Source organism: Xanthomonas sp. DAR 80977 (assembly GCF_041240605.1).
GTDB lineage: Bacteria > Pseudomonadota > Gammaproteobacteria > Xanthomonadales > Xanthomonadaceae > Xanthomonas_A > Xanthomonas_A bundabergensis.
This window is the reverse complement of the sequence record NZ_CP162487.1, coordinates 4,905,860-4,917,778: the sequence shown is the minus strand read 5'-3', so window position 1 is coordinate 4,917,778 and position 11,919 is coordinate 4,905,860. Positions and strand designations below refer to the sequence as shown.

General features: G+C 69.4%; 8 protein-coding genes. 4 read left to right on the top strand and 4 right to left on the bottom strand.

Going from position 1 to position 11,919, the window contains the following annotated elements; genetic code table 11:
- Nucleotide 1: 1 nt before the first annotated feature.
- The 3 genes from AB3X10_RS20990 to AB3X10_RS20980 all read right to left on the bottom strand — a co-directional run bounded on the left by AB3X10_RS20990 (nt 2) and on the right by AB3X10_RS20980 (nt 6,579).
- On the bottom strand, nt 2-1,081 hold the full coding sequence (locus AB3X10_RS20990) for an alpha-ketoacid dehydrogenase subunit beta (RefSeq protein WP_369977326.1): 1,080 nt from the start codon (nt 1,079-1,081) through the stop codon (nt 2-4).
- Nucleotides 1,074-2,162 (bottom strand): pyruvate dehydrogenase (acetyl-transferring) E1 component subunit alpha, encoded by a 1,089-nt coding sequence (gene pdhA / locus AB3X10_RS20985; RefSeq protein WP_369977325.1) that lies wholly within the window; start codon nt 2,160-2,162, stop codon nt 1,074-1,076. Before pdhA ends, AB3X10_RS20990 begins: the two co-directional genes overlap by 8 nt.
- Nucleotides 2,163-3,015: 853 nt before the next feature.
- The gene (locus AB3X10_RS20980) at nt 3,016-6,579 is read right to left on the bottom strand and encodes a lamin tail domain-containing protein (RefSeq protein ID WP_369977324.1); all 3,564 of its coding nucleotides are present in this window, start codon (nt 6,577-6,579) and stop codon (nt 3,016-3,018) included.
- A 168-nt stretch (nt 6,580-6,747) separates the two neighbouring features.
- Here AB3X10_RS20980 and AB3X10_RS20975 point away from each other — a divergent pair, with 168 nt between their 5' ends.
- From AB3X10_RS20975 to AB3X10_RS20965, 3 genes are all read left to right on the top strand, one after another.
- Nucleotides 6,748-7,656 (top strand): tryptophan 2,3-dioxygenase, encoded by a 909-nt coding sequence (locus AB3X10_RS20975; RefSeq protein WP_369977323.1) that lies wholly within the window; start codon nt 6,748-6,750, stop codon nt 7,654-7,656.
- Nucleotides 7,657-7,842: 186 nt separating this feature from the next.
- Complete coding sequence (locus AB3X10_RS20970; RefSeq protein ID WP_369977322.1) at nt 7,843-9,366, top strand: peptide MFS transporter; 1,524 nt, start codon at nt 7,843-7,845, stop codon at nt 9,364-9,366.
- 16 nt (nt 9,367-9,382) lie between these two features.
- Complete coding sequence (locus AB3X10_RS20965) at nt 9,383-9,991, top strand: thioredoxin family protein (RefSeq protein ID WP_369977321.1); 609 nt, start codon at nt 9,383-9,385, stop codon at nt 9,989-9,991.
- A 187-nt stretch (nt 9,992-10,178) separates the two neighbouring features.
- Here AB3X10_RS20965 and AB3X10_RS20960 read toward each other — a convergent pair whose 3' ends face one another.
- Entirely contained in the window at nt 10,179-10,667 is a 489-nt protein-coding gene (locus AB3X10_RS20960) for a MarR family winged helix-turn-helix transcriptional regulator (protein ID WP_369977320.1), read from the bottom strand.
- A 134-nt stretch (nt 10,668-10,801) separates the two neighbouring features.
- On the opposite strand from AB3X10_RS20960, the gene hppD reads away from it, so the two are divergent.
- Entirely contained in the window at nt 10,802-11,914 is a 1,113-nt protein-coding gene (gene hppD / locus AB3X10_RS20955; RefSeq protein ID WP_369977319.1) for a 4-hydroxyphenylpyruvate dioxygenase, read from the top strand.
- The last annotated feature ends 5 nt before the right edge of the window (nt 11,915-11,919 follow it).

Genomic DNA, 11,919 nt, shown 5'->3' with positions numbered 1-11,919 from the left:
GTCAGCCTGCGGCGACGGCACGCTTGGCCGCCGCGACGATCTTGTCCACGCTCGGCAGGTACTTCATCTCCAGCCGGAACAACGGGATGTGCGTGTCGTAGCCGGTCACCCGCTGCACCGGCGCGACCAGGTCGTACATTGACTGCTCGGCCAGGCGCGCGGCGATCTCGGCGCCGAAGCCGGCGCTGCGCGGGGCTTCCTGCACGATCACGCAGCGGCCGGTGCGCGCCACCGATTCGGCGATGGTGTCGAAGTCCAGCGGGCGCAGCGTGGCCACGTCGATGACCTCGGCGCTGATGCCGTCGGCGGCCAGCCTGTCGGCCGCTTCCAGCGCTTCCTTGACCTGCGCGCCCCAGGCGACCAGGGTCACGTCGCTGCCCTCGCGCAGCACGAAGCACACGTCCAGCGGCAGCGCCTCGCCGTCGTCGGCGACCACTTCCTTGTACTGGCGGTAGATGCGCTTGGGCTCCATGTAGATCACCGGATCCGGCTCGCGGATCGCCGCCAGCAGCAGGCCGTAGGCGCGCTGCGGCGAGGACGGCAGCACCACGCGCAGGCCCGGCACGTTGGTGAAGATGGCCTCGTTGGCCTCGCTGTGGTGCTCCGGCGCGCGGATGCCGCCGCCCCACGGCACGCGCAGCACCATCGGGCAGTGCAGGCGGCCGCGGGTGCGGTTGCGCAGGCGCGCGGCGTGGCAGATCAGGTGGTCGACCATCGGATAGACGAAGCCGTCGAACTGCGCCTCGGCCACCGGCTTCATGCCCTGCGCGGCCAGGCCGACGCTGAGGCCGGCGATGGTGGTCTCGTCCAGCGGCGTGTCCAGCACGCGCTGCGCGCCGAAGCGCTGCTGCAGGCCGGCGGTGGCGCGGAACACGCCGCCGTTGACGCCCACGTCCTCGCCCAGCACCAGCACCGACGGGTCGTGCTGCAGTTCCCAGGCCAGGGCCTGGGTGACCGCTTCGATCAGGGTGATGGGAGTGCTGGTCATCGGGCTGTCTCCGCGCGCTGTGGCCGCGCTGTGGGCGGTGCCGGCCGCGTGCGCGGCGGCGGTGTCGGCGAGGCGGGGGCTGAGCTCATCCATGGCGCTGCTCCAGGGCGATGGCCTCGGCGCGCTGCGCGAGCAGGTCCGGCGGCGGATCGGCGTATAGGTAATCGAACATCGCCTCCACCGGCTGCACCGGCGTGGCCAGGTAGGCGTCGACCTCGATGTCGACCAGGCGCGCGCATTCCTGCTTCCACGCCGCTTCCTCGGCCTCGCTCCACAGGCCCTGCGCGGTCAGCCAGGCGCGCAGCCGGAGCAGCGGCTCGTTTTCCCAGGCGCGCTTGACCTCGGCGTCGTCGCGGTAGCGGCGCGCGTCGTCGGCGGTGGTGTGGTCGGACAGGCGGTAGGTCATGAATTCGATGACCGTGCCGCCCTGGCCGGACAGCGCGCGTTCGCGCGCCTGGCGCATCGCCTCCAGCACCGCGATCAGGTCGTTGCCGTCCACCTGCAGGCAGTGCAGGCCGCCGGCCAGGCCTTTCTGCGCCAGGGTCTGCGCGCCGGTCTGCGCCGCGCGCGGCACCGAGATCGCCCAGCCGTTGTTGATCACGCACAGGATCAGCGGCAGTTCGTAGGCGCCGGCGGAATTGAGCGCGGCATAGAAATCGGTCTTCGACGAGCCGCCGTCGCCGCAGGTGGCGACCGCGACATGGCCTTCGCCGCGCAGCTTGAACGCCAGCGCCGCGCCGGCGGCATGCAGGCACTGGGTGGAGATCGGCACGCAGATCGGGAAGTCCCGGACCGCGTCGGAATCGCGCAGGAAGTCGCTGCCGCGCTCGTCGCCGCCCCAGTACAGCAGCACCTCGCGCGGGCGCACGCCGCGCATGAACATGGCGCCGTATTCGCGGTAGCTGGGCGCCAGCACGTCGCCGCTGCGCATCGAGGCGCCGATGCCGACGTGGGTGGCCTCGTGGCCCAGGCACGAGGCGTAGGTGCCGAGCTTGCCGGTGCGCTGCAGCGCCACCGCCTTGCTGTCGAAGGTGCGCACGTAGAGCATCTGCTTGAACAGCGCCAGCAGCGTCTGCGGGTTGGCCGAATCGGCCGGAAGCGCGTCGCGGACCGGCTGTCCGCCCGCGTCGAGGTACTGCAGGAATTCGATTTCGAACTGGGCGGCGATGGTCATGACAGCGGCACTCTCGACAACAAGTTTCAAATGATATGACCCGGCATGTTAAGGAAGCCGTGCACAAAAGCCGTCCTGCACCGCAGCACGGCATCTTGCTGGATTGCAGCAAAAATGCGCGGTGGGTGGGCTGTGCACGTTGCTGGCGTTCAGTTGGACGATTGGTGCGTTGCGGTTTGGGGATGCGCGGTGGCTGCGGATGTCTAGCGGTGGACGTGTGGCTGCGGGGCGTTATACGCGCGATGGTGGTTGCTGTATGTGTGCGGGTGGCTGCGCAACGGCAACGGCAACGGCAGGAGCAGGAGCAGGATCAAGAGCTTTCGCGCCTGTGGCGCGAGTTACTTTTGTCTTGGCAAAAGTAACCAAAACCGTTCCCGCCCGACACGAGCCGGTGCGATGGAGCCGCACCGGTGCCCTGTGCTCCTCGGCGCGAGCGGCACGGCGCCCAAACTCGCTTCGCTCAAACAGGGGCGCCTCTTCGGCCGCTCGCGCCTGCGGTGCTCGGCTCGCTTTAGGGCGGGACGTTTTAACAGCAACGGCTCACGGCAACAGCAACAGCAACAGCTCAAGAGCGTCAGCGAAAGACTCGAAGCGGGAGTGGCCGCTGTTCCTTCTCCCATCGGGAGAAGGTGCCCCGCAGGGGCGGATGAGGGTACGGTCGAAGCGGCGTGCGCCCAAACACCGCGAGACGCTTCGCGCCGGACCCTCACCCCAACCCCTCTCCCGAGGGGAGAGGGGCTTGAGCAACCGCAGAGCGGCTTCGAGGAGAGCGTGGATTCCGGCCGGAGCGAGCGCAAAAGAAAAGGGCGCGGCTTTGTGGCCGCGCCCTTGTTCTGCCCGAAGGCGGTGGCGCTCAGCGGCCGATGCGGGTGCTGAAGCGTGCGGCGTTGTCGGACGGGTCGGCATCGGGCGAAGCCGAGCTGGCGCTGGCTTCGATCACGATGTTGCGGTCGGCCGGCAGCGGGCGGGTCGCGGTGGTGAGGGTGAACGTGGTGCTCGCGCCCGGCGCCAGGTCGGCGCGGGTGCTGCACTGGTACTGCGCGCTGCGCAGGCCGTGGGCCTGGCGCACGCACTGCCAGCCGCGCGGCGGGACCAGCAGCGACAGCACCGACAGCGTGTTGCCGCCGACGCTCAGGCTGGCGCGCTTCACCGGCGCATTGCCATGGTTGCTCAGGGCGATGCGGTAGTTGGCGCTGAACGCGGTGAGCGGCAGCGTCGCCGGGCCGTCGATGCGCAGCGCCAGGTTGCCGGCCGGCGCGGCCTGCACCGCCACCGCGGCGCTGGCGCCGTTGTTGCCGCCGTTCGGGTCTTCGGTCTGCGAGGCGACCGAGGCGGCCAGGGTCAGCGAGCGCCCGACCAGTGCGGTGCCGGCCGGCACCGCGAGCTCGAAGCGCTGTGCCGCACCGGTGGCGAACTCGGTGGTGGTGCAGGTCACCACGGTCTGCGCGGCCACGTCCGGCGCGGCGCAGTCCCAGCCCGGGGCGGCGGTCACGCTTGGGGTCACCGCCGCATCCAGGGCGAAGGCGACCGCGGCGAAGCGCGCCGCGTCCGGGCCGGCGTTGCCGACCTCGACGCTGTAGCGGATCGTGTCGCCGGCGTAGACCGACGCATTGGCCGCGTTCACCGTCACGCCCAGGTCGGCGCGCTGCAGCGGCTTGAGCTTGAGCAGCACCACCGCCGGATCGTGGTCGGACAGCCGCGCCGGCGAGTTGGCGTCGTTGCGCGCGGTGGCCGGGAAGTCGGCGTTGAGCCGCGCATGGCCCTCGACCAGGCTGGCGACCTGCGCCGACTGCATCAGCGCGCGGTTGGCCAGGATGTGGTCCAGCGACTGCACGTTGCCGTCGTAGGCGTAGGAGTAGCTCTGGTCCGGTGTCGACAGCAGGGTCAGGTTGTACAGGTCCGGGTCGACCAGGTCGGCGCCGTCGCCATCGACCACGGTCTGCGCGTCGGCCGAGGGCAGGCCGGTGACCGTGCCCATCGCATCGACATAGCCGTCGTTGAACTCGAAGGCGTTGAAGTCGCCCATCACCAGCAGCTGTTCGCCGGGATCGGCCGCCTGCCGCGCCTGCAGCAGGTTGGCCAGGAACACCGCCTGCGCCTGGCGCTTGGCGCGGATGCGCAGGCCGCTGGCGTCGTCGGTCTCGGCGCCGTTGAGCGAGCGCTGGTGCACCTCGACCACGGTCAGCGGCAGGCTGCGGCCGTCGGCGAAGTGCACGATCGCCTTCAGCAGCAGCGGCGGGCGGTCGTTGAGCAGGCTGGTGCCGCCGGCCGGCTCGGTCCAGGTGGTGGCCTTGCCTTCCTGGCTGACCGAGAGCACTTCCACGCGGGCGACGCCGGCGCCGACCGCACCGGTCTTGACCAGGAAGCCGACGTCGATGCCGCCGACGTCGTTGCCTTCCTGTAGGTAGGCAACGTACTGCGGATCGGGCTGGCCGGCGGCGACGGCGTCGGCATTGACGCGCGCGGCCAGGGTCTGCAGCACGCTCAGGCTTTCCACTTCCACCGTGCCCAGGATGTCGGGCGTGTTGAGGTAGTTGCGGATCGCCAGCGAGGCCTTGTTGAGCCGGGCCTGGTAGGCGGCCGCGGTCAGCACCGGTTCGCCGATCGCCGGGTCGTTCTGGTCGTCGAAGAAGCGCTCCATGTTGTAGGTGGCGACGTTGACGTCGTCGGCCTGCGGCGCCGGGGCCGGCTTGGGTTGGTCGGCGCCGTTGCACTGCACGGTCGGCGCGGTTTCCGGATAGATCGTGTAGCGGCGGAAACTGTAGTCCAGCGGGCCGCTGACGCCGAGCACCACGCAGCCGCTGGCCACGTCGATGCGCTCGCCGCCGAGGCCGGCGCTGCCCACCGCGATCACCTGCGGGCTGGTGTTCCAGCGCGGCACGTCGGCCGGGGAGCCGGCCGGCAGCGGGTCGGGCTGCTGCACGCCGGCGGTGCGCCAGGCGCGCGGCAGGCCGGTGACCACCGCATGGAACACGCCGTTGCTGCTGGCGGTGGCGTTGCTCTCGTTGACGCTGCCGCCGGTGGGCGCGTTGACGGTCAGGCTGGGCACGGTGACGCGCATGCCTTCCAGGCGCTCGAGCTGGTCGTAGGCGCCGCTGGGGTCGGGGAAGCTGGTGGTCAGCGTCACCGCGGCCGGCAGCGGGTTGCCGGTGGACTGCAGCAGCACGGTCGGTGTGCCCAACTCGGTCAGCGGCGGCTGGGTCGGGTCGGCGGTCGGCACGTACTCGAGCACGGTGGCCTGCACCCGCACCGCATTGCCCACCGCGGCCTCGGCCGGCGGCGCGCTGCCGGTGTAGACGTAGATGCCTTCGGAGGTCTGCGGATCGGCATCGGCCTCGGCGTCCGGCGCCTGCAGGAAGAAGCCGGCGCTGCGCCGCGCGGTGACGATGCCGCTGGTGGCGACCACCTGCCCGACCAGCGGCGAACGCGCGCCGCTGCCCTGGATGCTGTGGATCGGCACCAGGTTGAAGTCGTCGTTGAGGATCACCGCGCTGGCGGTCAGCGTGGCCGGCAGGGCGCCGCTGATGCCGGTGATGTCGAGGTAGAAGGTCTCGTCGGGTTCGTTGGCGGTGTCGCCGTTGACCTGCACGCCGACCTGCGCGCTGCTCTCGCCGGCAGGAATGGTCACGCTGGTCGCGGCCAGGGCCTGGTAGTCGCTGCCGGCGCTGGCGCTGCCGTCGCGGGTGGCGACGCTGAAGCTGACCCCGCCGCTGCCGGCCGGCTGGCTCAGGGCGATGGTGAACACGAACGCGGTGCTGCCGCTGTCGCCTTCGGCGCGGCTGAGGTTGGCCACGCTGGCCACCGGCTGGTTGCCGCCGCCGCACAGGTTGGCGGCCGCGGCGCTGTTGCGCGGGGTCGGCGCGCCGGTGGCGAAATCGGCGCTGTTGTTGTCGCTGTCGCTGCAGCCGCCGTTGCCGCGCAGCACCGCCAGGGTGTTGCTCGGCGCGGCGGTCGGCGCGCTGCCTTCGGCGCAGCTGGCGCTGCTGCCGTAGCCGACGAAATCGACGTTGCCGGCGGGGCAGGCGCCGCTCAGCGCGGCCGCCGCGTTGCTCAGCGCGACCTTGCCGGCGGTGCCGCTCATCGCGGTGGTGCCGGTGGCGTCCGGGGTCGGCAGCGCGGTGCTGCCGCCGCTGCCGTCGGCCTGCTTGACCAGGTAGTAGCCGCCGGCGGGGATGCTGCCGGCCAGCGTGGTGACCTGCCAGCTGCTGCCGGCGGCCGAGGCGTACTGCACCGACCAGCCGGCCAGGCTCACCGCCTGGTTGCCGTTGTTGTGCAGTTCGACGAAATCGCTCTTGTAGGTGGCGCCGCTGTTGCCGCCACCGCCGTAGACCTGGCTGATGACGACCTGGGCCTGGCCGGTTCCGGCACAGGCGAGCGCGCACGACAACACTGCGGCACGAAGCAGCATGGTTCGCATGACGAAGACTCTCCCCAATCCTTGAAGACGTGAAATACCGCGGACGACGACCGGGCGCCCCCCTAAGGCCCCGATCCGATTCTGCCCGAGTTTGGCGCCGGCCGCTGACCGGGATGTGACAGGCGTCGCTGCGGTACCCTTGCCGGCCCCGGATCGCCGTTGCCGCCCATGCCCGTCGAACAGAACCAGCGCCCGCTCGAAGCCGGCATCCACACCGACCTGGAAGGCCGCCTGACCTACGGCGGCTACCTGCGGCTGGACCAGCTGCTGTCCGCGCAGCAGCCGCTGTCCGACCCGCCGCACCACGACGAGATGCTGTTCATCATCCAGCACCAGACCTCCGAGCTGTGGCTGAAGCTGCTGGCGCACGAGCTGCGCGCGGCGATCGCGCACCTGCAGCGCGACGAGGTCTGGCAGTGCCGCAAGGTGCTGGCGCGCAGCAAGCAGGTGCTGCGCCAGCTCACCGAGCAGTGGTCGGTGCTGGAGACGCTGACCCCGTCCGAATACATGGGCTTCCGCGACGTGCTCGGCCCGGCCTCCGGCTTCCAGTCGCTGCAGTACCGCACCATCGAGTTCCTGCTCGGCAACAAGAACGCGCAGATGCTGCGCGTGTTCGGCCACGACCCGCACGGCCAGGCGGCGCTGCAGGCGGTGCTGGAAGCGCCGAGCCTGTACGAGGAGTTCCTGCGCTACCTGACCCGCTTCGGCCATGCGATTCCCGAGCAGTACCGGGCGCGCGACTGGCGCCAGCCGCACGTGAGCGACCCGCTGCTGCGCCCGGTGTTCGAGCGCATCTACGAGAACACCGACCGCTACTGGCGCGAGTATTCGCTGTGCGAGGACCTGGTGGACCTGGAGACCCAGTTCCAGCTGTGGCGCTTCCGCCACATGCGCACGGTGATGCGGGTGATCGGCTTCAAGCGCGGCACCGGCGGCTCCAGCGGCGTGGGCTTCCTGCAGCAGGCGCTGGCGCTGACCTTCTTCCCGGAGCTGTTCGAGGTGCGCACCTCGGTGGGGCTGGAGGGCCGGGACTCGGGACTGGGGACTGGGGACTCGGGACCCGCCGGCGCGCCTTGAATCGTTTCGGCGCGCGCTTGGTGCCGGTCTCGGGCGGCGAAGGGTCGGATCGTCAGGCGCCGCCGAATCCCCAATCCCCAATCCCGGCCATTTGACGCCACCGCCACCTCTCGGTGATGCTCGCCTGTCGCCCGGCCCGCCCGGGGGAATCGCCCAGCCCATACTGAATACGCAAGGGAACACCGCATGAGCGTTGACGTCGTCGCGTCGAACCACCCAGCCTCACCGCCGCAACCGCCAGCGCAACCGCCCGAATTCAAGACCCTGCTGGGCCACCCACGGCCATTGTGGCTGCTGTTCATGACGGAATTCTGGGAGCGCTTCGCGTTCTACGGCATCCGCTGGGCGCTGACCCTGTACATCGTGGCCGAGTTCTACCAAGGCGCCGGCGCGGGCGAGGCGCCGGCCAACCGGCTCTACGGCGCCTACCTGGCGCTGGTCTACGCCTCGGCGCTGTTCGGCGGCTTCGTCGCCGACCGGCTGATCGGCTACCAGCGCTCGCTGCTGATCGGCGCGGTGGTCATGTCGGTGGGCCTGTTCCTGATCGCGGTCCCGAACGAAGAGGTGTTCAAGATCGGCCTGGCCACGATCATCGCCGGCAACGGCCTGTTCAAGCCGAACGTGTCCACCATGGTCGGCAAGCTGTATCCGCTCAACGATCCGCGCCGCGATTCGGGCTTCACGATCTTCTACATGGGCATCAACGCCGGCGGTTTCTTCGCGCCGATCCTGACCGGCCTGCTGGCCGACAAGCTGTTCGGCACCGAAGCGATGCCGGCCTACAAGTACGTGTTCATCGCCTCCGGCATCGGCATGCTGATCAGCCTGGTGTGGTTCTGGATCGGACGCCACCAGCTCGGCCCGGTCGGCAAGCCGCCGGCCGGCGGCGAGGGCATGGGCCGCACGGTCGGGGTGCTGCTGGCGACGCTGGTGGTGATCCCGGTGGCCTACGGCCTGCTGCTCATCGATGCCGGCATTCTCGGCTGGATCCTGACCGCGCTGTTCGTGGCGCTGTGCGCGATGATCCTGGTCGAGGGCATCCGCGAGGGCCGCGTGCCGCGCGACCGCTCGATCGCGATGCTGATCGTGTTCGTGTTCAACGTGATGTTCTTCATGTTCTTCGAGCAGGCCGGCAGTTCGTTCAACTTCCTCGCCCAGAACATCGTCGAGCGCGACCTGGGCGGCTGGATGTTCCCGGTCGGCTGGTTCCAGTCGGTCAACACGCTGGCGATCCTGGTGCTGGGGCCGGTGTTCGTGTGGCTGTGGGTGGCGCTGCGTTCGGCCAACCCGTCGATCCCGCGCAAGTTCGGCCTGGGCCTGATCTTCAATGGCCTGGCCTTCGCGCTGCTGATGTACGCCCTGTCCTCGCTGGTCGACGGCTCCGGCAAGATCCCGTTCTGGACCCTGTTCATGGTCTACGTGATTCAGACCGTCGGCGAGCTGTGCCTGTCGCCGATCGGCCTGTCGATGACCACCAAGCTGGCGCCGACCAAGGTCGTGGGCTTCGCGATGGGCGGCTGGTTCCTGTCCACCGCGATCGGCAACAACCTGTCCGGCATCTTCGCCGCGGGCGTCAGCGGCGAGAGCGGGATGACCGTGGACTCGGCGCTGAAGGGCTACACTTTCGGCTTCTGGGCGCTGCTGGGCTCGGGTGTATTGCTGTTCCTGATTGCACCGTTGATCAACAAGTTGATGCACGGTGTCAAATGACGTGAGGTAGATCGCAATGGCGAACAAGACGATCAAGACGATAGGCGGCGCGGCGGCGCTGATGCTGGCATTGAGCGGCTGCAACAAGGCCGCTGCGCCGGAGGCCGAACAGGCGCCGGCCAAGCCGTTGGACACCTCGGTGCAGAAGCCGCCGGTGGCCGATCCGAACCAGCCGGTGGCCTCGGGCAACACGCCCGCTGCCGCCGACGTGGCCGCGGCCGCGGCCCTGGGCGCGCAGTTCGACCCTGCGCGCGACCCGGCCAACGACCTGGAAACGGCCGAGGTGGAAGCCAAGCGCGGCGGCAAGCGCATCCTGCTCGACGTGGGCGGCGAGTGGTGCTCGTGGTGCCACATCCTCGACGACTTCATCGAGGGCGACGCCGAGGTGCGCAGCTTCCGCGACGCCAACTACGTGTGGGTCAAGGTCAACTACAGCGACGACAACAAGAACGAAGCGTTCCTGGCCCAGTACCCCAAGATCGAGGCGTATCCGCACCTGCTGGTGCTGGATGCCGACGGCAAGCTGCTGCACTCGCAGTTCACCGGCGAGCTGGAGAAGGGCGAGGGCTACGACCGCAAGAAGTTCTTCGACTTCCTCAAGCAGTGGGCGCCGCCGAAGCCCTGAGCTGGGCGGCGGGGCGTTTTCCCGGCCTACGGGAAAACGCCATCACCCGTAGGAGCGGCTTCAGCCGCGACAGGCTTTCCCGGTAGAACCTGTCGCGGCTGAAGCCGCTCCTACAGGGTCTTGCGGTGCGTATCGCGCATTCCGCAGAACCGCAGCCGCGCGGCCCGCCGTGAGCGGGCGCTGCGCCTCACTTGCCGGTCATGCTCGGCAAGCCCTCGGCGGCCAGGCGGTCGATCAGCCGGTGCAGCACGCGCTGTTCTTCCTCGCTGAACGGCGCCAGCAGGCGGCGCTCGCATTCCAGCACCATCGGCGCGACCACCTGGTAGACCTCCACCCCCGCCTCGGACAGGTGCAGCACCGAGCGGCGGCGGTCGTCGCCATGCGTCTCGCGCTGGATGAAGCCGCGCTCCAGCAGCCGCGCCACCGCGCGGCTCACCGCCACCTTGTCCATCGCGGTGCGCTCGGACACCTCGCCGGCCGACAGCCCCGGGTACAGCGCCAGCACCGCCATGACCCGCCACTCGGTCACCGCCATGCCGTAGCGCTCGCCGTAGACGCGGGCGATGTTGCTGCTGATCCGGTTGGACAGCACGCTGATCCGGTAGGGCAGGAACTGCTCCAGGTCGAGCGAGGGCTGCTCGGGGACGGGCGGGGCGGCGGGGGCGATCGACGTCATGCTGCATTGCACCTTGCTGGTGGTTTCATTTGTAACTATAACGGAGGACACTACCGTCCATTCTCGCGAGTCTGGCGTCCGTCCGCATCCGAAATTTCGGCCGGCCACCGCCCGCATCCTCCAGGAGACGCGCCATGAGTGCACAACCGCAGTATCCGTCCCAGCCGGCCAACCTGGGCATGCAGGTCACCACCTTCGAGAACCCGATGGGCATCGACGGCTTCGAATTCGTCGAATTCGCCGCGCCGGCCGGGCAGGGCGAACGCCTGCACGCCTACTTCCGCAGCATGGGCTTCAGCGCGGTGCTGCGCCACCGCAGCCGCGCGATCACCGTGTACCGGCAGGGTGGGGTCAACTTCCTGCTCAATGAGGACCCGGACTCCTTCGCCGCCGATTTCGCCGCCGCGCACGGCCCCTGCGCCTGCGGTTTCGCGATCCGCTTCCGGCATCCGGCCGACGCCGTGTTCGCAAAGGTGCTGGAGAACGGCGGCGAGGCCATCGGCGACAAGGCCGACACCCGCGCGGTGCCGGCGCCGGTGGTCAAGGGCATCGGCGACTGCATGCTGTACCTGGTCGACCGCTATGGCGAGAAGGGGTCGGTGTACGCCGATTTCGAACCGGTGCCCGGCGCCGACCAGCATCCGGCCGGCTTCGGCCTGACCTTCATCGACCACCTGACCCACAACCTGTACTTCGGCAACATGCAGCGCTGGTCGGACTACTACGAGCGCCTGTTCAACTTCCGCGAGATCCGCTACTTCGACATCAAGGGCGCCAAGACCGGGCTCACCTCCAAGGCGATGACCGCGCCGGACGGAGTGGTGCGCATCCCGCTCAACGAGTCCTCCGACCCGAAGAGCCAGATCAACGAATACCTCGACGCCTACCACGGCGAGGGCATCCAGCACATCGCCTGCTTCACCGACGACATCTACGAGACGGTGGAGCGGATGCGTGCGGCCGGCGTGGACTTCCTGGACACCCCGGAGGCCTACTTCGAGGTGATCGACCAGCGCATCCCCGACCACGGCGAAGACGTGGCGCGGCTGGCCAGGAACAAGATCCTGATCGACGCCGATCCGGAGACCAAGCAGCGCAAGCTGCTGCAGATCTTCACCCAGAACTGCATCGGCCCGATCTTCTTCGAGATCATCCAGCGCAAGGGCAACGAGGGTTTCGGCGAAGGCAACTTCCAGGCGCTGTTCGAGAGCATCGAGCGCGACCAGATGAAGCGCGGCGTGCTCTGACGGCC

What these genes read in the sequence shown, in the direction of transcription:
- pdhA (WP_369977325.1), bottom strand. Translation starts at nt 2,162, where the DNA reads ATGACCATCGCCGCCCAGTTCGAAATCGAATTCCTGCAGTACCTCGAC.
- AB3X10_RS20980 (WP_369977324.1), bottom strand. Translation starts at nt 6,579, where the DNA reads ATGCGAACCATGCTGCTTCGTGCCGCAGTGTTGTCGTGCGCGCTCGCC.
- AB3X10_RS20975 (WP_369977323.1), top strand. Translation starts at nt 6,748, where the DNA reads ATGCCCGTCGAACAGAACCAGCGCCCGCTCGAAGCCGGCATCCACACC.
- hppD (WP_369977319.1), top strand. Translation starts at nt 10,802, where the DNA reads ATGAGTGCACAACCGCAGTATCCGTCCCAGCCGGCCAACCTGGGCATG.
- AB3X10_RS20990 (WP_369977326.1), bottom strand. Translation starts at nt 1,081, where the DNA reads ATGGATGAGCTCAGCCCCCGCCTCGCCGACACCGCCGCCGCGCACGCG.
- AB3X10_RS20960 (WP_369977320.1), bottom strand. Translation starts at nt 10,667, where the DNA reads ATGACGTCGATCGCCCCCGCCGCCCCGCCCGTCCCCGAGCAGCCCTCG.
- AB3X10_RS20965 (WP_369977321.1), top strand. Translation starts at nt 9,383, where the DNA reads ATGGCGAACAAGACGATCAAGACGATAGGCGGCGCGGCGGCGCTGATG.
- AB3X10_RS20970 (WP_369977322.1), top strand. Translation starts at nt 7,843, where the DNA reads ATGAGCGTTGACGTCGTCGCGTCGAACCACCCAGCCTCACCGCCGCAA.